This is a genomic window from Pseudomonas sp. MWU12-2345, assembly GCF_023242385.1.
Taxonomy (GTDB): Bacteria; Pseudomonadota; Gammaproteobacteria; order Pseudomonadales; family Pseudomonadaceae; genus Aquipseudomonas; species Aquipseudomonas gingeri_D.
This window is the reverse complement of sequence record NZ_JALLJA010000001.1, coordinates 983,432-1,002,471: the sequence shown is the minus strand read 5'-3', so window position 1 is coordinate 1,002,471 and position 19,040 is coordinate 983,432. Positions and strand designations below refer to the sequence as shown.

23 protein-coding genes are annotated in these 19,040 nt (G+C 56.5%); 7 read left to right on the top strand and 16 right to left on the bottom strand.

The genetic code is table 11. The features are described 5' to 3' along the window. The first annotated feature begins 55 nt into the window (after positions 1–55). A complete protein-coding gene (locus tag M5C71_RS04070; RefSeq protein WP_248767283.1) occupies positions 56–1,180 on the top strand; it encodes an NAD(P)-dependent alcohol dehydrogenase in 1,125 nt (374 codons plus the stop codon). 144 nt (positions 1,181–1,324) lie between these two features. Here M5C71_RS04070 and M5C71_RS04065 read toward each other — a convergent pair whose 3' ends face one another. Further along, positions 1,325–1,879, bottom strand: a complete 555-nt coding sequence (locus M5C71_RS04065) for a hypothetical protein (RefSeq protein WP_248767282.1) — start codon at positions 1,877–1,879, stop codon at positions 1,325–1,327. A gap of 52 nt (positions 1,880–1,931) precedes the next feature. Between M5C71_RS04065 and M5C71_RS04060 the strand changes: the two genes are divergently transcribed. Next, complete coding sequence (locus M5C71_RS04060) at positions 1,932–2,351, top strand: hypothetical protein (RefSeq protein WP_248767281.1); 420 nt, start codon at positions 1,932–1,934, stop codon at positions 2,349–2,351. A 127-nt stretch (positions 2,352–2,478) separates the two neighbouring features. Here M5C71_RS04060 and M5C71_RS04055 read toward each other — a convergent pair whose 3' ends face one another. The 12 genes from M5C71_RS04055 to M5C71_RS04000 all read right to left on the bottom strand — a co-directional run bounded on the left by M5C71_RS04055 (position 2,479) and on the right by M5C71_RS04000 (position 13,354). Further along, on the bottom strand, positions 2,479–3,099 hold the full coding sequence (locus M5C71_RS04055; protein ID WP_248767280.1) for a tyrosine-type recombinase/integrase: 621 nt from the start codon (positions 3,097–3,099) through the stop codon (positions 2,479–2,481). Positions 3,100–3,271: 172 nt separating this feature from the next. Further along, positions 3,272–4,165, bottom strand: coding sequence for a LysR family transcriptional regulator (locus tag M5C71_RS04050; RefSeq protein WP_248767279.1), 894 nt, complete (start codon positions 4,163–4,165; stop codon positions 3,272–3,274). Between the two features lie 81 nt (positions 4,166–4,246). Further along, on the bottom strand, positions 4,247–5,302 hold the full coding sequence (locus M5C71_RS04045; RefSeq protein WP_248767278.1) for an alpha/beta hydrolase: 1,056 nt from the start codon (positions 5,300–5,302) through the stop codon (positions 4,247–4,249). A 56-nt stretch (positions 5,303–5,358) separates the two neighbouring features. After that, the gene (locus tag M5C71_RS04040) at positions 5,359–6,303 is read right to left on the bottom strand and encodes an alpha/beta fold hydrolase (RefSeq protein ID WP_248767485.1); all 945 of its coding nucleotides are present in this window, start codon (positions 6,301–6,303) and stop codon (positions 5,359–5,361) included. Between the two features lie 127 nt (positions 6,304–6,430). Then, the gene (locus tag M5C71_RS04035; RefSeq protein ID WP_248767277.1) at positions 6,431–7,207 is read right to left on the bottom strand and encodes a carboxymuconolactone decarboxylase family protein; all 777 of its coding nucleotides are present in this window, start codon (positions 7,205–7,207) and stop codon (positions 6,431–6,433) included. A 227-nt stretch (positions 7,208–7,434) separates the two neighbouring features. After that, complete coding sequence (locus M5C71_RS04030; protein ID WP_248767276.1) at positions 7,435–7,902, bottom strand: cupin domain-containing protein; 468 nt, start codon at positions 7,900–7,902, stop codon at positions 7,435–7,437. A 59-nt stretch (positions 7,903–7,961) separates the two neighbouring features. Then, complete coding sequence (locus M5C71_RS04025) at positions 7,962–8,954, bottom strand: aldo/keto reductase (RefSeq protein WP_248767275.1); 993 nt, start codon at positions 8,952–8,954, stop codon at positions 7,962–7,964. Between the two features lie 25 nt (positions 8,955–8,979). Next, positions 8,980–9,570: a flavodoxin gene (locus M5C71_RS04020; protein WP_248767274.1), complete on the bottom strand. Its 591-nt coding sequence runs from the start codon at positions 9,568–9,570 to the stop codon at positions 8,980–8,982. Beyond that, a complete protein-coding gene (locus M5C71_RS04015) occupies positions 9,567–10,556 on the bottom strand; it encodes an aldo/keto reductase (protein WP_248767273.1) in 990 nt (329 codons plus the stop codon). Before M5C71_RS04015 ends, M5C71_RS04020 begins: the two co-directional genes overlap by 4 nt. Positions 10,557–10,918: 362 nt before the next feature. Continuing rightward, positions 10,919–11,569, bottom strand: coding sequence for a hypothetical protein (locus M5C71_RS04010; RefSeq protein WP_248767272.1), 651 nt, complete (start codon positions 11,567–11,569; stop codon positions 10,919–10,921). A gap of 167 nt (positions 11,570–11,736) precedes the next feature. After that, on the bottom strand, positions 11,737–12,417 hold the full coding sequence (locus M5C71_RS04005) for a hypothetical protein (RefSeq protein ID WP_248767271.1): 681 nt from the start codon (positions 12,415–12,417) through the stop codon (positions 11,737–11,739). 511 nt (positions 12,418–12,928) lie between these two features. Next, positions 12,929–13,354 (bottom strand): hypothetical protein, encoded by a 426-nt coding sequence (locus tag M5C71_RS04000; RefSeq protein ID WP_248767270.1) that lies wholly within the window; start codon positions 13,352–13,354, stop codon positions 12,929–12,931. A 441-nt stretch (positions 13,355–13,795) separates the two neighbouring features. On the opposite strand from M5C71_RS04000, the gene M5C71_RS03995 reads away from it, so the two are divergent. From M5C71_RS03995 to M5C71_RS03980, 4 genes are all read left to right on the top strand, one after another. After that, positions 13,796–14,080, top strand: a complete 285-nt coding sequence (locus M5C71_RS03995; RefSeq protein WP_248767269.1) for a hypothetical protein — start codon at positions 13,796–13,798, stop codon at positions 14,078–14,080. Positions 14,081–14,161: 81 nt separating this feature from the next. Further along, on the top strand, positions 14,162–14,713 hold the full coding sequence (locus M5C71_RS03990) for a DUF2857 domain-containing protein (protein ID WP_248767268.1): 552 nt from the start codon (positions 14,162–14,164) through the stop codon (positions 14,711–14,713). Positions 14,714–14,986: 273 nt separating this feature from the next. Continuing rightward, positions 14,987–15,466, top strand: a complete 480-nt coding sequence (locus M5C71_RS03985; RefSeq protein WP_248767267.1) for a hypothetical protein — start codon at positions 14,987–14,989, stop codon at positions 15,464–15,466. Positions 15,467–15,478: 12 nt separating this feature from the next. Further along, positions 15,479–15,721: a hypothetical protein gene (locus tag M5C71_RS03980; RefSeq protein WP_103496983.1), complete on the top strand. Its 243-nt coding sequence runs from the start codon at positions 15,479–15,481 to the stop codon at positions 15,719–15,721. Positions 15,722–15,982: 261 nt separating this feature from the next. Here M5C71_RS03980 and M5C71_RS03975 read toward each other — a convergent pair whose 3' ends face one another. The 3 genes from M5C71_RS03975 to M5C71_RS03965 form a co-directional block, all read right to left on the bottom strand. Beyond that, entirely contained in the window at positions 15,983–16,318 is a 336-nt protein-coding gene (locus M5C71_RS03975) for a hypothetical protein (RefSeq protein WP_248767266.1), read from the bottom strand. 450 nt (positions 16,319–16,768) lie between these two features. Then, positions 16,769–17,356, bottom strand: a complete 588-nt coding sequence (locus tag M5C71_RS03970) for an NADPH-dependent F420 reductase (RefSeq protein ID WP_248767265.1) — start codon at positions 17,354–17,356, stop codon at positions 16,769–16,771. Positions 17,357–17,392: 36 nt separating this feature from the next. After that, complete coding sequence (locus M5C71_RS03965; RefSeq protein WP_152740718.1) at positions 17,393–18,001, bottom strand: NAD(P)H-dependent oxidoreductase; 609 nt, start codon at positions 17,999–18,001, stop codon at positions 17,393–17,395. 119 nt (positions 18,002–18,120) lie between these two features. On the opposite strand from M5C71_RS03965, the gene M5C71_RS03960 reads away from it, so the two are divergent. Continuing rightward, a complete protein-coding gene (locus tag M5C71_RS03960) occupies positions 18,121–19,023 on the top strand; it encodes a LysR family transcriptional regulator (RefSeq protein WP_248767264.1) in 903 nt (300 codons plus the stop codon). Positions 19,024–19,040: the final 17 nt, after the last annotated feature.

Here is a 19,040-nt window from a genome sequence, read left to right as displayed (position 1 = left end):
AGTCGCCTTAACGTAGTCGCAGTTCGACGCCTGCCACTGACATTAAGGACCCGTGATGACTGACTCCAAAATGCTGCAAATAAAAGCTGCTGTGGTACGTGCCAAGGGCGCTCCGTTTGTGATTGAAACGGCGACGCTGCGTCGTCCTGAGCGCGATGAAGTGCTGGTCAGGATTGTCGCCACGGGCATGTGCCACACCGACATGATTATTCGCGATCAGTATTACCCGGTGCCATTGCCGGTGGTCCTCGGCCATGAAGGGGCTGGGGTGATTGAAGCGATAGGGCCGCTGGTTAGAGGTTTGGCAATCGGTGACCATGTTGTACTGACCTACGGCAGTTGTGGTCACTGCCGGCCTTGTTCAGGGGGGCTATCCTCCTACTGCGAGGACTTTTATAACCTGAACTTCAGCGGGGCAGATCCACACGGGCAATCAGCAATCGACGACGCGTTGGGGCATCCGTTACATGACCACTTTTTTTCCCAATCGTCGTTTGCCACTTATGCGTTGAGTCGCGAAAACAACGCCATCAAGGTACCGAAAGAAGCACCTCTTGAATTGCTTGGGCCATTGGGGTGTGGCATTCAGACGGGGGCAGGGGCGGTGATCAACTCGCTCAAGGTCCGCCCCGGGAGCAGCTTTGTTGCCTTCGGGTCAGGTGCGGTGGGCCTCAGTGCCGTTCTGGGGGCCAGGGTGGCAGGCGCCACGACCATCATCGCGGTGGATGTGGTGCCTTCACGCTTGAGCCTGGCAATAGAGCTTGGGGCTACACACGTGGTTAATAGCAAGGAGGAGGACGCGGTTCTGGCAGTTCGCGAAATCACGGGGGGCGGCGTCGATTTTGCCTTGGAGTCCACCGGTATTACGTCGGTGTTGCGTCAGTCGGTGGATGCGTTGGGAGGGCTGGGTTGTGTAGGCGTGGTCGGGGCATCGCACCTGGGCACACTCGCGTCTTTCGACGTCAATGACTTGCTGATTCATGGCAAAAGCATTCGTGGTATCTGCGAAGGAGACAGCGTGCCCCAGAAGTTCATTCCTGACCTGGTCAACTTGTATCTGCAAGGCCGTTTTCCTTTTGACAAAATGGTCAAGTTCTATGAGTTCGAACAGATTAATGAGGCTGCTGCCGACAGTGAGCGGGGAGACACGCTCAAACCGATTTTGCGCATAGGGTCATGATCGCTGGGCAATGTCGGATTAGATAATTGCTTTAAAAAATCAGCAAGCGGCGCAATAGCCCCCCCAGAAGAGGATCTCACCACAAAAAACCGAATGCAAAAACCGCCCACTCGCCTGGAAAGGCAGGTAGGCGGTCAGTAAGCCTCAGTCGAACTGGGGCAGGGTGGGTTCAATGGGCAGGAACAGGGAGGTGAATCGCCTGTCTGCCGAGGTGATGATCCAGAGCTTCTTCGCCGTTCCGACGTCAACGTCGTATTGCGAGAACAAGCTGGCGCCGGTCAGCACCGCCCGTTCGTTTTTTTGTCTGTCCGCCCCTGGTAATTCTCCCCAGTCACCACAAAGGTGGCGATCCAGATAGGGCACTATGTCCAGCAGACCTTGTTGAACGAGCGCCTCGACACCAAGGGGCATGACGACTTCACCGAGAGCAAAGAGCTCTCCAGGAATCCGCTTTTCAAGCGCCTCGGCTTCATGCCTGAGCATGAGCGTCAGCAGATGCAGCTCATCTTCCTTTCGATCTACGACTAGGCGCAGATCCAACAGGATTCGATCTGATCGCTCACCTGTGGAAGGAAAGCATTTGTGGCCGAAGTCAAAGAACAAAGGCTCATCATCCCACGCTTCCTGGATGACGGCTTCGCGAATGGACTGAAGCACTTCCGTCAGACGATAGCCCTGACCGAATACGCAGGATTGCAACCTCCACCAGCATGACTACGTGAAACAAGGTTTCCGACTCAGAAGTATTCAGTTGATCTACTTCGACACCTTCCTCTCGTACAAACCTGAGCGTCTGCTGCTCGATATCACCGACGACGACCTGGAGATCGCGGTAAGGGCCATGTCCCCTGTTGCGGCACCGCTGGCAGAGTTCACCGTCTTCATTGAGGACGCCAAGTTCGAGAAGTACCTTCAGACCACGAAGCTCGGAAAACTACAAAAGGCCGGCTTGGCCGAACTGACTAAGGCTGAACTCGAGGCCGCAATCCGAAGCAAGCTGCGGATGAACTACCTATATAACCTCGAGTGGGTGAGCCAACCGACCCACCAGCTCACCAAATTCAACATCCTGCTTGAGTTCCCGCGAGTTGGTGGTCACCCGGAACGGGTAGTTGTGGCCTTGGAGTACCGTCCGGTCGAACGCATCCTGCGCCTTCTCACCATCACCTAACTACCCCAATCCTTCAAAGCACGGCCCACGGGCGAAAGCTACCTCCTATTTAGTCGAGCCCAGCCCTAGCGAACGTCCACTATGGGTCGGATAGCGACGGTCTAGCATCGACCGTCGCTATAGATGGTCAGACTTCCGTCTGTTCCGCCATTTCCAGGGCATCATCGACCTCGATTCCCAGGTATCTGACGGTGCTTTCAAGCTTCGTATGACCAAGCAGGAGTTGGACAGCTCTCAGGTTCTTCGTCCTGCGATAGATCAGCGATGCCTTGGTTCTTCGTAGCGTGTGAGTACCGTACATGGCTGGGTCAAGGCCAATGGCTGTCACCCACGCTTTGACTATTCGAGCGTATTGTCTGGTGGAGAGATGGTCTGAGTCGTGTAGCCGGGTCGGAAACAAGAAGTCCTCAGCACGAAGGCGGGCCTGATGCATCCAAGCCTCCAGAACCGTTCGGGTTTGCTCAGTGATTTCAAATTGCATTGGGTGCTGAGTTTTCTGCTGCATCACGATGGCCCGTGACGACACATGTTCTCCATGGGCTATGTCTCGTACTCGCAGCTTGGTTAAGTCACAGGCACGCAGCTTGCTGTCGATAGCCAAGTTGAAGAGAGCCAGATCCCGTGTCTTCTCCGCGAGCTGGAGTCTGACCCGGATGGCCCAGATATCTCTGACTCGAAGCGGGACTTTCTGGCCGACTAGCTTTCCCTTGTTCCAAGGCTGATGGCGGTACGTAGCAATAGTGTTCATGGTGGTGTCCTCCACGTTGGGGGAGGACAAGAGTGGATCAGGCACAGCGTGCCGTGGTCGCTATCGACCCATTGCATCCGTTCGTCGACGACTGCAATCGATCCAAAGCATCTGCTCAATCGCGGGTTTGTGAGGCGGGGGTAAAAATTGAGACGGCTTGATGGTCGATGACTCATCGCTTGTAGAGCAACGCTTCAACTACAACGCCAAACGCTGATGAATGTTCACGGCGATTGGGGTAATAGAGATGGTAACCGGCAAAGGGTTGGCACCAATCTTCCAACACTCGCACAAGGCTTCCCTCGGTAATCTCCTTGGCAACCATATCTTCCGGAAGGAAACCCAACCCACATCCCGCAACGGCGGCACGCAGAATCGGCACGCTGCTGTTGAACGTCCATTGTCCTTCAACGCGCGCCTTGAGTTCGTGACCATCCTTTTCAAAATCCCATTGCATCAGGCTTCCATGGGTGGGCAGGCGCAGATTGATGCAATTGTGTGCGGCCAGATCACCCGGCACCTTCGGCACTGGGCGCTGTTTGAAATACTCGGGTGAGCCCACGACCGCGATGCGCAAGGACGGCCCGATAGGAACGGCAATCATGTCCTTGGCCACTTGGTCACCAAGCCGTACCCCTGCGTCATAGCGCTGAGCGACGATGTCGGAGAGTGCGTAGTCGACGGTGATTTCGACCTTGATGTCCGGATAGTCGGGAAGCACCTTCAGCAACTTGGGCCAGAGAATATTGTTGGCTGCATGTTCGGATGCTTGAATCCGCACGTTCCCTGCCGGGGTGTCACGAAACTCGCTGAGCGCTGCCAGTTCGAATTCAATCTCTTCGAACCTCGGCGCCATGGATTGATATAACCGTTGACCGGCTTCGGTAGGGGATACGCTACGGGTGGTTCGGGTCAGCAGACGAACCCCGAGTCGCGTCTCAAGGGCACGTAGAGTATGGCTTAGCGCAGACTGCGAGACGCCCAGCTGCGCCGCAGCGCGGGTGAAGCTGCCTTCGCGGGTAATGATCACAAAGGCTTGCAGATCGTTGAGATTGGCGCGTGACATTGATGAGAGCCTCTCATGGGGATCGCGTAATTATTCCATGTAAGCAGGTTCCGCATGGATACGCGATCCCCGAACAGCCCATCAAAGGGTTCGTGCGTAGAACGTTGTCAGCTTGCCCATTGCCGCGTCGACATAACGCGGGACCCAGTAGGTTTCGATGTGGGTGGCGCCGTCGATGATGAACAATTCCTTGTCCTTGGTGCCGGTGGCCTTGGGAAATGCATCCTGGGTCATGTACAGGCTGTCAGCCTTGCTGCCGGCGATCATCAGCAATGGCTGATTGATCAACTCAATCTGATTGGTCGCGTCAAAACGCATCAGGTCCAACAGGCTGCTGGTGGTGTACTTGAACGTTGAGTTCGGGTGCGCGTGGGTTTTCCAGTAGTACTCGTAGCCCTGGCGATACAGCTCGAAGGGCAGCTTGGCGATCTGCTCGTCGGTGAGGTTGGCGTCACCCGAATAGAGCACAGCACCGCCGGCCGCCTCCTGAGCGCGCGCAGCGGAAGCCTGTTGCAGGCGTTGCTGAACGCTGTCCAGTTGCGAGTCGTTGTAGCCGTTGCGACGCACCCGACCGGAGTTGAACATGCTGATGGTTGCCAGCGATTTGAAGCGTTTGTCGGTTTGCGCGACGGCCAACGAATAGCCACCGCCGCCGCAGATCCCGAGCAAGCCCAGGCGCGTGCTATCGACGCCCGCATATTGGCTGATGAAGTCTGCCATGCCATGGATGTCTTCGATGCGATACGCCGGCTTGTCGATGCTGCGAGGCTGTCCGCCACTTGCGCCCTGGTAGGCCGCATCGGCGGTGATCGTGATGTAGCCCTGTTCGGCCAGGCGCTGGGCGTACAGTCCGGCGACCTGCTCTTTGACGCCACCGTTCGGATGCGCGACCACAACGGTCGGGTAGACCTTCTTCGCATCGTAGTTGGCCGGGGTGTAAACGTTGGCGGCGATGTCCATGCCATTGAGCTTGTAGCTGACCGGATGGATGTTGACCTTGCCCGGCTCGTTCCTGGTAATGGCGCCGTCGTAAGCCAGTGTGAACGGGTTTTTTTTGTAGTCCGCCGCTCCGGCTTCGCCCGCAGAAAGGCCAACCAGCGCCGACATGAGCGTGGCTTTCATAAAGGTGTTTATCACGTGAAACTCCTGAGCAATCAAAGAAGGGCAGTAAAAAAATTGGATGTGAGCCCTGGTTAGTCCAGATGCTTTTCTTTTAGGAAACTCGACACCAGATTCGCGATCTGCACGTTGTTCAAATCGGACATGGGGAAGTGGGTATTGCCCTTGATGCCGATCTCCGGCAAATGGATCAGCCTTACGTCACCGCCGTGCTGGTTGACGGTATCGCGCCAAAGCCGGGCCATCTTCAGCCGTGCGCGCCAACTGTCCTGAGCGGGAAGGTCGACGGCTTGCTCCGGGATGTTGTCGCCGTAGAGGATCAGGATCGGAATGCGCGTGAGCGCCATGAACTGATCAATCGGCACGGCCGCACCCTGCACCGTGTCGAAGGCACTGGGGATCGGCGCGGGCACCTCACCCTGCGGGAAGACAAAGCTGCTGCCCGGCTCGAAGGCGACAATGGCCTTGACCTTGTCATTCTTGATCGCGGTCAGCCAACCCGGCCCGCCACCTTGCGAGTGCGTGAACAGAATGCCGGGGCCGATTTTGTCGAAGACCGCCGACACACCATCAGACACCACACCCATGTCGAACGGCCCGGTGTTCGGTGTCATTGCCCGGAAGAATTGCTCGCGCGTCTGTGCATCCTTGGCTACTTGCACACCGTTGAAATAGTTGGGCCACAAGCCGATGCGAAACTGGTTGAACCACAGTTGTTCGTCCGGCGTCGGTTTGACCGTCGCCTCGACCATGCTACGGCCGGCATCGCCACGTCGCGGCTGGTCGATCAGGTACACACCGAAATGGCGGCGCAGGAAAATGGTCTGGAAACCTTCGCGGCCATCGGAGGTGGTTTCCCAGGTCTTGGAGAACTGGCCTGCGCCATGCCACATCACGATGGGTAGTTTCCGGGCATCGACCGGGATTTGGTAGAAGGTGTAGGCATGGTCACCGTGATAGGTCTGGCCATCCGGAGCCATCGGCTTGCGCGGGTTGAACGTACCCGGCGCAGTGGTCATCGTTCCACCGGCGGCGAAGCTGCCTTGCGCCTGAATCAGTAAAGGGCCTGAGCCATCGGGCTGGTTCGCACAAGCTGCCAACAGGCTGAGCAGGGTGATGCAGAGCAAGTATTTTGCATATTTCATGTTATTTCCCCGAAGCCGCCAGGACCTGGGCCAGCGCCGTGTTTGCACGTTCGGCGGTCTGTGCATCTCCGTGCTTTTTCAACTGCTCGGTGACTTGACTCAACTGCGCTGCGCTGAGCCCGACGCGCAGGCTCGCCAGCATGTGCGAACGCAATTGCGATTCCACACCCGGCGTCGCTGCCAGCGCCCCGACGGTCGCCAGTTCGCGGCTTTGCCAGTCGAGGTTGTCGCGCTCGAAGATGTCGCCGAACAGATGGGTTTGCAGAAATCGGTTGATCACCGGAGCGAACTCGAACACCGGACCTTTGACCGAGCCACCGGAAATTTTTGTTTGATTCGCGGTGCCCGTCGCCAGAAGCTCATCACCGATTGGAATCGCCCGGTCAGGCTCACGCCCCGGCGCATCGTCGATGCCGCGTTGTTTGCGCGCCTGCACCACGGTCATCAGCTCATTCAAGGCATTAAGGCTGCGCGGGAAGCCGACGTAGGCGTAGAGCTGCACCAGAATTTCCCGCGTTTCGCTGATAGTCAGGCCGGCGTCGAGGCCTTGATTGAGGGCTACGTTGAGGTTGGGCATGTCGCTGGTCGCCATAAACGCTGCGATCAGGGGAATCGCCTGCTGTTGGCTCGACAGTGTTTCTGCGCTGGCTTGTGTGCGGGTCATGGTTTGCGATGCCTCGGCTGCTTGAGTGGTAACACTGAACATCACACCAAGGCTTAGACAGAGCGCCATTAGCGCGGGATGGGGGCGGGACTTGCTAGCGTCAGTGGTCATCATGAAAGGCTCCGTGCATTGCTGGGTCACTGCGGTGTCACTGGATCGTACGGAGGACGGTTGTAGTGATTAACCCCGATATTGCGCAAGGACTCCTGAGCAGGGCTCATGAGTGGTTTTTACGATTGCCGCTCAAAACCCGGCGTCGTCGCACAAACACGGGGGTTTGAGGTGTTTTGATGGCTCACCGCGGAGGTGCCGCGCTACTGGCTCCGACACATTCCGTTACTTCATTTGCCGGCGTATTGCGCCTCCGAGACTTTCTCCTCCCAAGTCACCGTCTTGCCGTCCTCGGCTTCTGCAATCGCGATGTGAGTCATGCCGTTACTGGCGGTGGCACCATGCCAGTGACGGGTGTGCGGCGGAATCCAGACAATGTCGCCCGGACGGATTTCCTGACGCGGCCCACCTTCTTGCTGCACGTAGCCAACCCCGGCGGTGACGATCAGCGTTTGCCCCAATGGATGGCTGTGCCAAGCGGTACGCGCGCCGGGTTCGAAGGTCACCGTGCCGCCGCCGATGCGCGCCGGCAGATCACCCTTGAACAGGCCATCAACGCGTACCGTGCCGGTGAAGTTTTCCGCTGCGCCCTTGATCGAGGGCTGGGCGCCATTATGGGTGATGCGGATTTCGCTGGCGGCCTGGGTTTCTGCGCTCAACAGCGACAAGGCAACGAGCGGTGCGATCAATCGGTTCATCGAATGAACTCAGGTCAGGTAGTGAAGCTGCTCCGAGCCCGGAGCAGCGGGGGTAAGGCTCAGAGCCCGGTCATCTTCAGCGCCGATTCCGGCAAGCGTTCACCGTGCACCTGGATCTGCGCCATCTGCTCATTGATCACGCGCAGATCATCGCCGGTCAGTTCCAGTTCTACCGCGCCCAGGTTCTCTTCCAGTCGGTGTTGTTTGGTCGTGCCCGGGATCGGCACGATCCATGGTTTCTGCGCCAGCAACCAGGCCAGCGCGACTTGTGCAGGCGTCGCCTGCTTGCGCTCGGCAACGGCCTTCACCACGCCGACCAACGCCAGGTTGGCCTTGCGCGCTTCAGGTGAAAAACGCGGGACAAAATTGCGGAAGTCGCTGGCGTCAAACTGGGTGTGCTCATCGATCTGACCCGTGAGGAAGCCAGCGCCGAGTGGACTGAACGGCACGAAGCCGATACCCAGTTCCTCCAGTACGCCAAGCAGTTCATGTTCCGGGCCACGCCAGAACAGCGAATACTCGCTTTGCACCGCCGTTACCGGTTGCACGGTGTGTGCCTGGCGGATGGTTTGCACACCGGCCTCGGACAGGCCGAAATGCTTGACCTTGCCCTCGGCGATCAGCTCCTTGACGGTGCCGGCAACGTCTTCGATCGGCACCTGCGGATCAACGCGATGCTGATAAAACAGGTCGATGCAATCGGTGCGCAACCGCTTCAATGACGCCTCTGCCACGGCGCGGATATGCTCGGGTCGGCTATTGGTGCCGCTGCCTCGTGCGCCGGTGACCAGGTCAATATCGAAACCGAATTTGCTGGCGATGACCACCTGTTCGCGGATCGGTTGCAAGGCCTCGCCCAACAACTCTTCATTTGCGAATGGGCCATACGCCTCGGCGGTGTCGAACAAGGTGATGCCTTGCTCATGGGCCGAGCGAATCAGCTTGATCATGCTCGGTTTGTCGGCGGCCGGGCCGTAGGCGGAGGTCATGCTCATGCAGCCGAGGCCCATTGCGGAAACTTCCAGGCCGTTGCCCAGCGTGCGGGTTTTCATGGTGCTTCTCCAATCCAGAAATCGATTAGCGTGTGTGAGGGTGATCGCTCAGCCAGCCATTCACGCGCTCCATGGTCTTGCGCTCTTGCTCACCCTCCATCACAAATCCTTCCATCAGCTTAGCCTTGGGCGCGTGCTTTTCGAGGATGCTGCGGCTATTGCCCAAGCCGTAACCACCGTGGGTGTTGAAGGGGATGAGGGTTTTGCCAGTCAGGTCGTGGGCGCTCAGAAAAGCACGCACGATTGGCGGGGTGGTCTCACCCCAGATCGGAAAGCCGAGATAAATCGTGTCGTAGTCGCTCAGAGCGTGAACCTTGCTTTCCAGCTCGGGCTCGAAGCCGCTGTCGCGCTCCTGACGCGCCTGCTCCACGGTTTGCAGGTAGTCCTCGGGATAGGCTTTGGCCAGACGGATCTCGAACAGGTCGGCACCCAATCCGCGCTGGATGAGCCCGGCAACCACGCGGGTATTGCCGGAGCGGGAAAAGTACGCGACCAGAATTCGCGAGCCTGAACGTGGTATTTCGCTGGCGGTTTGCGTGTCGGCGAGTGACAGCAACGGGGCGCTCGCCAGTGCGGCGATGACCGTGCGCCGTAGAGGATCGTGATCGTTGTTCATCGCCCGACGCGCGCCTTGAGGGCCTCGGGATAACGCTCGCCTTCGATGCGGATCTGCGCCAGTGCGGTGTCAATGGCCTGGAGTTCGCCCGCGTCGAGGGTGATGTCCGCGCTGCCAAGGTTTTCTTCAAGGCGATGCAATTTGGTCGTCCCGGGAATCGGTACAATCCACGGTGCCTGCGCGAGCAACCAGGCCAGCGCGATCTGCGCCGGTGTCGCTTTTTTTTGCGCGGCTATCTGGCGGATCAACACCACCAACCCTTGATTGGCTTGCAGTGCCGACTGGCTGAAACGCGGCACGATGCTTCGAAAATCGTCGCTGCCGTATGTGGCGTCGGCCGCTACTGTGCCGGTGAGAAAACCCTTGCCCAGTGGGCTGAACGGCACGAAGCCGATCCCCAGCTCCTTGAGCGTCGGCAGGATTTCCTGCTCAGGCTCACGCCACCACAATGAGTATTCGCTTTGCAGCGCCGTGACTGGCTGCACCGAATGTGCGCGGCGAATGGTTTGCGCACCGGCTTCCGAAAGGCCGAAGTGCTTGACCTTGCCTTCCCCAATCAGATCTCTCACTACACCGGCGACGTCTTCAATCGGTACGTCCGGGTCAACCCGATGCTGGTAAAGCAAATCGATGAAATCGGTCTTAAGTCGGCGCAATGAGCCTTCGACGGCGAGTCGAATGTGCTCAGGGCGACTATTTAGAATCTGCTGTTTATTGTCGGCACCGAAGGTGAAGCCGAACTTGGTGGCGATGACCACTTGATCGCGAACTGGCGCCAATGCCTCACCCACCACTTGCTCGTTCAGGTACGGACCGTAAACCTCGGCGGTATCGAAGAACGTAACGCCTCGGTCAACCGCCGAACGGATCAGCGTAATGGCTTGTTGTGTGTCAGTCGCCGGGCCGTAGCCATGGCTCAGGCCCATGCAACCCAAGCCCAGGGCTGACACTTCGAGTGAACTGTTTCCAAGTGTGCGCTTGTGCATTTCGATCTCCCGACGTTTGCGTTGGGAAACAGTAAGCCAGCTAACGAGTGGAGACTAGACGGGTAGATCGGCAAGGGTTCATGAGGTCTGCTCATCAGTCCCAGAAGAGAGGGAGGTGGCGACTTGCCTTAATGGACGCCCAGGCGCTCTTAGCCAGGACATACTCAGTTCCCCATGCAGAATTCTTTCTGGCACAGAATCAGGCTTAACGTTCGCGTTCGATAGTAAATAATCGACCGTCCGCTTTTGGCCGACACCGGACTGTCGCAATAGCAGCACCAGCATCCAGCGCGGGTCTCGCCCAACCCTGAATGCAAAAACCGCCTACTCGCCTGAAAAGGCGGGTAGGCGGTCAGTGAGCCTCAGTCAAACTGGGGTAGGGTGGGTTCTATTGGCAGGAGTAGGGAGGTGAATCGCCTGTCTGCCGAAGTGATGATCCAGAGCTTTTTCGCCGCTCCAACGTCAACGTCGTATTGCGAGAACAAGCTGGCGCCGGTCAGCACCGCCCGCTCATTTTTCAGTCTGTCCGCCCCAGGTAGCTCTCCCCAATCACCACAAAGGTGACGGTCCAGAAAATGCGCTATGTCCAACAGACCTTGTTGAGCAAGCGCCTCTACACCCTGGGTCATGACGACTTCACCAAGAGCAAAGAACTCTCCAGGAATCCGCTTTTCAAGCGCCTCGGCTTCATGCCTGAGCATGAGCGTCAGCACATGCCGTTCTGCTTCCGTACGGTCTACTACCAGACGCAGATCCAACAGAGCCAGTGCCGATCGCTCACCCGTAAAGGGAAAGCATTTGTGGCTGAAGTCAAAGAACAATGGCTCATCATCCCAAGACTCCTGAATGATGGCATTGCGAACGGCCTGAAGCACTGCAGTCAGGCGAAAGCCCTGTTCGGCGATGCTCAGTGGCTTCGCTATGTAAACGCTCTCATGCCACGCCCTAGGGGTAAATACGACAGGTAAGTCGAGCAGTGCTTCTTGTTGCGGTGTGAGTGCATCGAGTTTCATAGGTCTCTCCAGGAAAAGCCCAAAACGGAGAGACACTGCGCCCGGACGGGGAGTGTTCCCCGCATGGGCAGAAATTGTGGTGTATCAGAGCAACGCGGACAGTGCCCACGTCTTATAGCGTTTAAACCTCAGGCCGAAACCTTCCGGTAGAGCGGTGAAACGATGAATCAGAACGGCCATTCTTTAGCAACATAATCGAAGGTGAATTTTCCTAATGGAACGATTATGAAAGTGAAAATTATGCCGAGTTTCCAGCATGTGACAGTCATTTTCTTATCAACGTCAGCAGCTAAGTCCGAAATGGATTTTTTCAGCTCGCTGCCTTGCTTTTCAATTGCAAGCCGCAGCTCGCCTCCTTGTTTTTCCATTGCAAGCCGGAAATCGTTTCCTTGTTTCTCCATAGCAAGTCGAAGTTCGTTGCTTTGTTTTTCCATCGCAAGAGAGAAGCCGTTGCCCTGTTTTTCCATAGCAAGCCGGAAGTCACTGCCCTGCTTTTCTATTGATGCACGAAGCTCGTTACCTTGATCTTTGATCTCAGCACGAATCTCGCTGCCTTGTTCCTTCATTTCAGCGCGAAGCTCGATCCTCTGGGTGACTATCGCTTGGCTGAGCGTGTTTATCTGCTCGGTATGTGTTTTGACCGTGTCGCTAATCTCTTTGATCGAGCCACGCAGCTCTCGACCCAGATCGACGGTTTTTTGGATCAACTGCTTCTCCGCTCGTACCAAGTCGGATTTCGTTGCTACGTTTCGCACTTCGGCCTCCCAAGCCTCTACGACGGCTTTGGCTTTTTCCGGTGGTACGCTGATGTCTGACAGCGCGTCATACATGGCCATAGATCTACTCATGGTGTCTCCTACCTCAATGAAAACGTGACGAGGAGGCACCACCTGACGGTAGGTCTCCGTCACGGTGGGTTGCTGCATTCGATCGGCGAGGGTGTCGACGACTGTTCGCACTTCCGAATGCTGGGCGAACTAGGGATGATCAATGTGCTATCTGCACACCGTGGCCTCGAAGATCACGACCACTTGGGAAGGTGCTGCCAACGACAGCTAACCAGGTCAAATCATCGATCCAAACTCACTGGGTGAGATAGCCAGCCACTTCCGGTGAGAATGTAGGAAACGGCCTAGCTTGTTGCGCGTAACTACACGTATGCCGCGCACAGTCGTACAGAGAGCAGGGGGCTCTGTTCTCAGTTCTGGATGTAGTGTTCTTGTATCGCACGAACTGTCACGGGCTGTGCCTCAGGAGACGCCAGGTCATTACGACTGCGTCGGTAGCGACACCGCTGTCCATAGTGGCGTCCTGGCACAACCCCAACTGTTCAATACTGCATCGGGTGTACGCGTGGATTTAGAGCTGCGCGTCTGTTGACTCACATTGCGTCGTCGTAACCGAAATATCAGTTGATGCTGGTGCCTGCGTAGACGACTCGGTCTTTGAGACCGGTTTAGTAACAGGTGTAAGAAAAACTAAAAACATTATCAGTACCACGCCTAAAGTGGCCAGCCACGACATGATTATGAAAGTCCTTTGCTCTTTGACTCTTTCGCGTTCTTCACCAATCTTAACCACGACGTCATCGGCGATTTTGTTACGAAGCTCGCGATGTTGATCGACAACGGTATTGCTGAGAGCGGCTATGCTCTTATTCTGTTCTTTGATAGACGTGCAGAGCTCACTAATTGCATAATTTAACTTATCACCCTGATTTGAGATGTTTCGATTCAACAGACTTTCAGTAGATGTCAGATCATATTTTGATGCTGGATCTAGCACTTCGGCCTCCTAAGCCGTTGACAGCGGCTTTGGTTTTGTAAGGTGGTCCATTGCGACGGCTCGTACTCGCAAAGGCTGAGTAAGCCTCAACCGATCAATGAGCTGTCAGTACACGGTGGTCTTGAAGACAACACCACTTGGGAAGAGGTTGTTACCAGCCGTCATCCCGATCTAATAATCGAGCTAAATCATTTAGCTGAGATAGCCAGCCATTTCCCGGGTGGTTGTAAGGAGATACTTCGCTTGTCGCGTGCAGGTGATTTGTTCTGAGCTGGAGAGCTGAGTGAATTTTGGCGTATTCCTCGAGAAAATAGCTGCCTCACAACTGACATATGCTTTTCCCTTTTGAAGAGGCGCTTTTTCTGACAGAAGCTTCCTTATGCGTGCACTACATAATTAGGGGCACCACAAAATTGAGCCGCTGCGGAGCAGACCGGTTCGATGAAACCGCGGAACGTTTTCGCAGGTTCGCACGGGAAAACTGACGCCGGTCGATCAGCCATCACCGCCTATCGCACCTGGAGCGATAGCCACAACAGGGAGAACAAACAAATGGATTTGAGTCCTGATGCCCCAGTCGATACCACCTATACAGTCCAGCTCAAGCTCAGCACAGAGCAATTGAAAAGCCATGGCTTTCTGTATGAGCTGGCCTGTCGTATGGAGGACTGGGCAGGTGTCGAGATACTGAGTGTCCAGCGCAATGGGTATCGTGAAAACACATAGAGCCCGACGGACTGTAGGGCTATGAGAGCGAACGGCTTGTGACTGAGGCCGATCAATAACCATGGAATGGTGGAGGTACACGTGCACCCTTTGAATCTGGCTGTCGCCTTTCAAGTTTTGGACAACATCAAGAATGGTCAGCTGCGCAGCTGCCTGGCCATGGGCTTCGAAGAGAAAGATCTGCAAACCCTGATTGATCCTCGCAGCATGGGGACTTTGGTGAACTCACCGGTTCCCTGGTTCAAGATCACCGTGGATGGCACCGTCGTCCACCGTCTGTTGGCCCATGCCAGCAATGCGGATGAAGAGGACACAATCCGCCGCGCGATCAGCCTAGGTGCCAGCACACCCATGATCACAGAGCTCTTTGGTTTACCGGCCAAAGAGGTCGCCGTTCGGCGTGACATCCTTGGGATTCCTCATCGCAAGGGGCGCTGGCCTCTGGTCGGCCCTGAAGAAGAGAACCGCCTGTGGGAGCATTGGGTCCGCCTGACGAAAGAGCAGGGCACCAACATGCAGAACCCACGATCCGTCCTGGAGGTGACCATGTCGATGGCCGAGTGCGAACCCACCTTGAACCTGACCATGGTCTGGAACCTGGTCCAGCGTTGGATCGCCGACGGGCTGGTGTGAGGGCCTGAGGATTCGATAACCGTTACGGAAATTGCTGCAGGTCTGGTGAGAGGACCGTTAATCCCCCTCACCAGACCTGCAGCAAGAGCCGCCCAGTCTCACCGTCGCCACGACGCGCGCGAATGCTACGAGAGGTGTGCGTGCGGCGGACGCTTACACCTGTGCGAGCTGATCGATGAAGGCACCCGCCGCCTTGCCAGCAAGGTGAAATGATTTGAATCCAACGCGCTCCTTGTAGAGAATCGCCACCTTTGTGCCGAAAGGAAGCGCGCGATGAAGTTCGAAGGGACTTTTCAATACATGGGCAATCACGGGATCGTCTTCAACATCTCGCAGATCACCCTCACCGACAGCGAACGTGGGCGCCTGCGCGAGCTGCATTTTGGCGAGGCAAAAAGCGCCCACTATGAGGTCAACAGCAAGGTCGTCGAGGTGTACGACAAGATGCTGGCCAAAAACCTGCCGTGCGTGATGATGATCGGCATCTCCAAGCCGTTGACCCGGCAACAGGGCGATGCCCTCAACGCCCAACGCACCACGATCGCCAACCTTGCAGGCATGGCCTTCACTGCCGCCGCCAAGGCCGTGGCCCCCTCTTACGTGGCGATACCTGTAGGGGCCGGTGTGCGCACGTATGCCAATGAAATCCTACCCACCTACCATGCTGGCGACGTACTGGTCAGCATCGAGGCGCAGGTCAACGGCGGTATCGGCCCGCAACGCACCCTCTCGACATTGATCATCAAGACTTGACTGGAGACGTACATGTCCGACATTACTCAATTGGTCATTGCCTTGGTGGTGTCCTTTCTGCTCGATCAATTCCTCAAACCGTATCTGCTACGCAAGTGGCTAGGAGTGGTGTTGGTGGCGGCGGGTGCGGTTGGCTGCGTTGTGGCAGGTCAGACCCGCTTGTTGGGGTTTGATCTGGGGTTGCTGTCGGTTTTTGCCGTGGCGATGGGGATGGGATTGTTCATGAAGCGGCGGCGGTTCGAGCAGATGGATTGAAGGAATGATCGGGGGAATTGAGTGTGCAGTGGCACCTCTGGGGTTTGCCCTCGATTCAGATCTGATTTGTACGGCTGGGCCAGATGGAAAATGAACCTGACCATGGTCTGGAACCTCGTCCAGTGTTGGATCGCCGACGGGCTGGTGTGAGGGCTTGCTGATTCGGTAACCGCCCTTTGAGGCGGTTACCGTTTTAGTAAGGAAAGCTCGGCCCCTCTTACGAGACGACCTTCAGCAAACGCTGCCGCAGGTCCACTTCAGTCAGGCCCGAAACCCTTGAAGCTTTTCCTCCAGCGCTGAGTCCACTCGGCGTTGCGCCAACTCAATCAGATGAACCATGCCCATGGCGACCTTGCGGTTTGAGCCTGTGAGGTTGTCTGCATGATCGTAGGCCATGGCCGCGGCCGATTCGAGAATGGAACAGGCATCGACGAGGGCTTGCTCCCAAAGGTTTGGACCCGCGACGTTGCCGGGTCGAGAGGGTTTGGATGTGGAGGGCTGCGAAAAAATGTAGTGCGCCAATGCTCGATCGACGGCATCAGGGGTGAGGTCTAATGGGCTGGGTGTCGCCGGCGGGTTGGGTGTGGCTTTGAACATGATGGAGCTCCTGTGATGGGCTACCACCGCCTGCTGTCAAACAGGGAAGGGTGGCAGCTGTACGTAGGTTGACAGACCGGACACAGGTACCCGGCGCACCCGAAGATGCCCTGCGCACAGCCGCCATAACACGCACGACAGGCTCGCGCCTGCAATGGTGATTGGGGCGCTGCTTGCGCCTGTGAGTATCGGTCTGTCAAAACCGGTCACCGAATGGGCGGTGACGAAACGCAGACTAGCCACCGAAAATAACGGGCGCAAGCGGCCGGGATTTTCTAGGAAATTTCACTCGAGGGAAAGCGAGTCGTCTTGCTAGCGCTAACAAATCACGGCTAATGCGCGCCATACGGCCGCTCGTTCGACCTGGAGCACGCTGGCAATCGAAGTAGACGGTTCGAAGTTCGCGATACCACGGACAACGGGTGGTGGCCGTCATTCGAACCGGTTCACTCACGGGTGTTTAATGATGTTCTGAAGGATGAGCGGGCCGCCCAGGCTTAGCAGCTTGCTGCCTTGTTCGATCATCCCTAGATTGATCGCTGCGAACCCAAGCTGTCCGACCAAATCGACGACATCGGTATTGGCATCGTGGTCACGTCCCCATAGAAACATCACTCTGCGCCCGCCATTTTCTTCAGGGTGTTTAGCTAGCAGCGCTGCTGGTAACTGATTGAAGGTTTTGACCACTCGTGCGCCGATAAACGCCGATGCCACTATGTCAGTCGACTCTCTATCGCCGAGCTCCTCCGGCGAAACCCCGTAGGTGTTCATAGCATCAATCACGATTCTGTTGTTCCAATCGGAAATTGTGAGCCCGATCTCTCGGTGCGCTTTGAACGGGATGGCGAGGATGACAATGTCTGCCTTGAGCGCTTCCTGGAGGGACTGCGCAATCATTGGCTTGCCCAGTTCTTGGGCAAGCGCTGTGAGAGTGTCCGGGCCACGGGTGTTGGCCAGTCCGAACTCGATACCATTTCGGGCAAATTGGCGTGCAAGGGCTGTTCCGAGTTTTCCGGAACCAATGATGGAATAAGTCATGGTGAGTTCCTCAAAAGATGGCTGCGAGTCGAGATGTCAGGCCGTAATGGCAGCAATGGCTCTTCGTGCTTGAGTAACGGCTTCTTCTTTCGCCTCGGGGCTGAACGCGACACCTTCTGCGCGAACGACGGTCGTGTCGGTGATGCCCAAAAAGCTCAAGAGTCCAATCAAGTAGCTCTCGTGATGCTCCAACGCGGCAGCAGGGTTTCCCGCTGAATAGACACCGCCACGAGCGGAGGCAATGAACGCTCGCTTGTTCTTTAGCAAGCCTTCGGGGCCGGTGGCGGTGTAGCGGAACGTTTTGCCGGCCACCGCAATCCGGTCAATCCAGGCTTTCAGAGGTGTAGGTATCGACAGGTTGTACATGGGCGCGCCAATCACAACGATATCGGCCCCCAGTAACTCATCCATGTAGGCGGTGCCTTTGAACAGATCGTCAATCAACACCTTGTCCTTGTTGTCGATACCCTGCCATGCCGCTAGGTGGGCTCCCGAAAGGTGCAATGCAGGGTCGTCTGCGAGATCACGATAAATCACGCGGAGCTCAGGTTGCAGCTTTACCAAACGAGCAACGATGTCAGAGGACAGGTTGCGGCTAACTGAATGAGTGCCCAGCAGGCTGGAATCAAGATGGAGGAGTTGCATGGTGACTGACCTTCGAGGTGTAGGGGGGAAGCGTTGAGAATGATCTGCCGCTGAGTTGGATCTGAAAAGACGGTATATTGAGATGTGAAGTATCTGTTTTTGGGATGGTTGGAGGCGTTATGCTCGACGGGGTGTCACTGGATCAGCTCAGAACATTTATCGCCGCAGTCGATGAGGGAAGCTTTTCCGCCGCGGCCAGGAAGCTCAATCGGGTGCAGTCAGCAGTGAGTGGATGGGTCGGCGGCCTGGAAAACCAAATTGGTGTTGTGCTGTTCGACCGCTCAGGTCGATTTCCCAAGCTCACTCCAGAAGGAGTGCTCTTGTTGGCGGATGCGCGGAGCATCGTGTCAGGCGTAGATACGTTGAAGGCCCGTGCAAAGCTCATGTCCTCGGGGATAGAACCGGAGTTGTCCGTGGTAATGGACGTGTTCTTCCCGACATCGTCGATAACAGCCGTCGCGAAAGAGTTTGCCATCCGGTTCCCGCTTACACCCTTGAAAATCTTCGTAGAGGCCTTGGGTGCGGCTTACCAGCCAATATTGGACGGACGTTGCAGCTTAGGCATTTTGGGGAGTCTGCCAGTCTCTTTCGCATCGCTATCCAGCGAGCGTATCGGCGAGGTCTCGCTCGTCATGGTTGCGGCTCATGACCACCCGCTGGCCTCTTGGGTTGGAAAAACTCCAAGGCATGAACTGGCGAAACACATTCAGCTCGTTCTGACTGATCGTTCTGATTTAATGATCGGGCAGGACTTCGGTGTGTTGTCACCGTTGACGTGGCGTCTGGCAGATCTATCAACCAAATACGCGTTTCTCAAGGATGGGGTTGGATGGGGCAGCATGCCGCTTCATATGGTTGAGCAAGACATCGCTGCTGGCACACTGATTGTTCTTGATGTCGAAGGAATACCTAGGGAGGGCGTGAAGTTGGGAATATCCGCCGTGCATTCTGCAACGGCTCTTCCTGGACCTGCGGGCCGATGGCTGATCGACCGTATCAAAAAAGCTTGCGCTTACGAGTAGTTGGAAAAGTAACGGGG

Excerpts from the sequence above, each read along its gene's own strand:
- M5C71_RS04030 (WP_248767276.1), bottom strand. The coding sequence starts at position 7,902 with ATGAACCGATTGATCGCACCGCTCGTTGCCTTGTCGCTGTTGAGCGCA.
- M5C71_RS03965 (WP_152740718.1), bottom strand. The coding sequence starts at position 18,001 with ATGCAACTCCTCCATCTTGATTCCAGCCTGCTGGGCACTCATTCAGTT.
- M5C71_RS03995 (WP_248767269.1), top strand. The coding sequence starts at position 13,796 with ATGAAACCGCGGAACGTTTTCGCAGGTTCGCACGGGAAAACTGACGCC.
- M5C71_RS03985 (WP_248767267.1), top strand. The coding sequence starts at position 14,987 with ATGAAGTTCGAAGGGACTTTTCAATACATGGGCAATCACGGGATCGTC.
- M5C71_RS03975 (WP_248767266.1), bottom strand. The coding sequence starts at position 16,318 with ATGTTCAAAGCCACACCCAACCCGCCGGCGACACCCAGCCCATTAGAC.
- M5C71_RS03980 (WP_103496983.1), top strand. The coding sequence starts at position 15,479 with ATGTCCGACATTACTCAATTGGTCATTGCCTTGGTGGTGTCCTTTCTG.
- M5C71_RS04020 (WP_248767274.1), bottom strand. The coding sequence starts at position 9,570 with ATGAACAACGATCACGATCCTCTACGGCGCACGGTCATCGCCGCACTG.
- M5C71_RS04015 (WP_248767273.1), bottom strand. The coding sequence starts at position 10,556 with ATGCACAAGCGCACACTTGGAAACAGTTCACTCGAAGTGTCAGCCCTG.
- M5C71_RS04040 (WP_248767485.1), bottom strand. The coding sequence starts at position 6,303 with ATGACCACTGCGCCGGGTACGTTCAACCCGCGCAAGCCGATGGCTCCG.
- M5C71_RS04050 (WP_248767279.1), bottom strand. The coding sequence starts at position 4,165 with ATGTCACGCGCCAATCTCAACGATCTGCAAGCCTTTGTGATCATTACC.
- M5C71_RS04010 (WP_248767272.1), bottom strand. The coding sequence starts at position 11,569 with ATGAAACTCGATGCACTCACACCGCAACAAGAAGCACTGCTCGACTTA.
- M5C71_RS03960 (WP_248767264.1), top strand. The coding sequence starts at position 18,121 with ATGCTCGACGGGGTGTCACTGGATCAGCTCAGAACATTTATCGCCGCA.
- M5C71_RS04070 (WP_248767283.1), top strand. The coding sequence starts at position 56 with ATGACTGACTCCAAAATGCTGCAAATAAAAGCTGCTGTGGTACGTGCC.
- M5C71_RS04025 (WP_248767275.1), bottom strand. The coding sequence starts at position 8,954 with ATGAAAACCCGCACGCTGGGCAACGGCCTGGAAGTTTCCGCAATGGGC.
- M5C71_RS04055 (WP_248767280.1), bottom strand. The coding sequence starts at position 3,099 with ATGAACACTATTGCTACGTACCGCCATCAGCCTTGGAACAAGGGAAAG.
- M5C71_RS04035 (WP_248767277.1), bottom strand. The coding sequence starts at position 7,207 with ATGATGACCACTGACGCTAGCAAGTCCCGCCCCCATCCCGCGCTAATG.
- M5C71_RS04005 (WP_248767271.1), bottom strand. The coding sequence starts at position 12,417 with ATGAGTAGATCTATGGCCATGTATGACGCGCTGTCAGACATCAGCGTA.
- M5C71_RS03970 (WP_248767265.1), bottom strand. The coding sequence starts at position 17,356 with ATGACTTATTCCATCATTGGTTCCGGAAAACTCGGAACAGCCCTTGCA.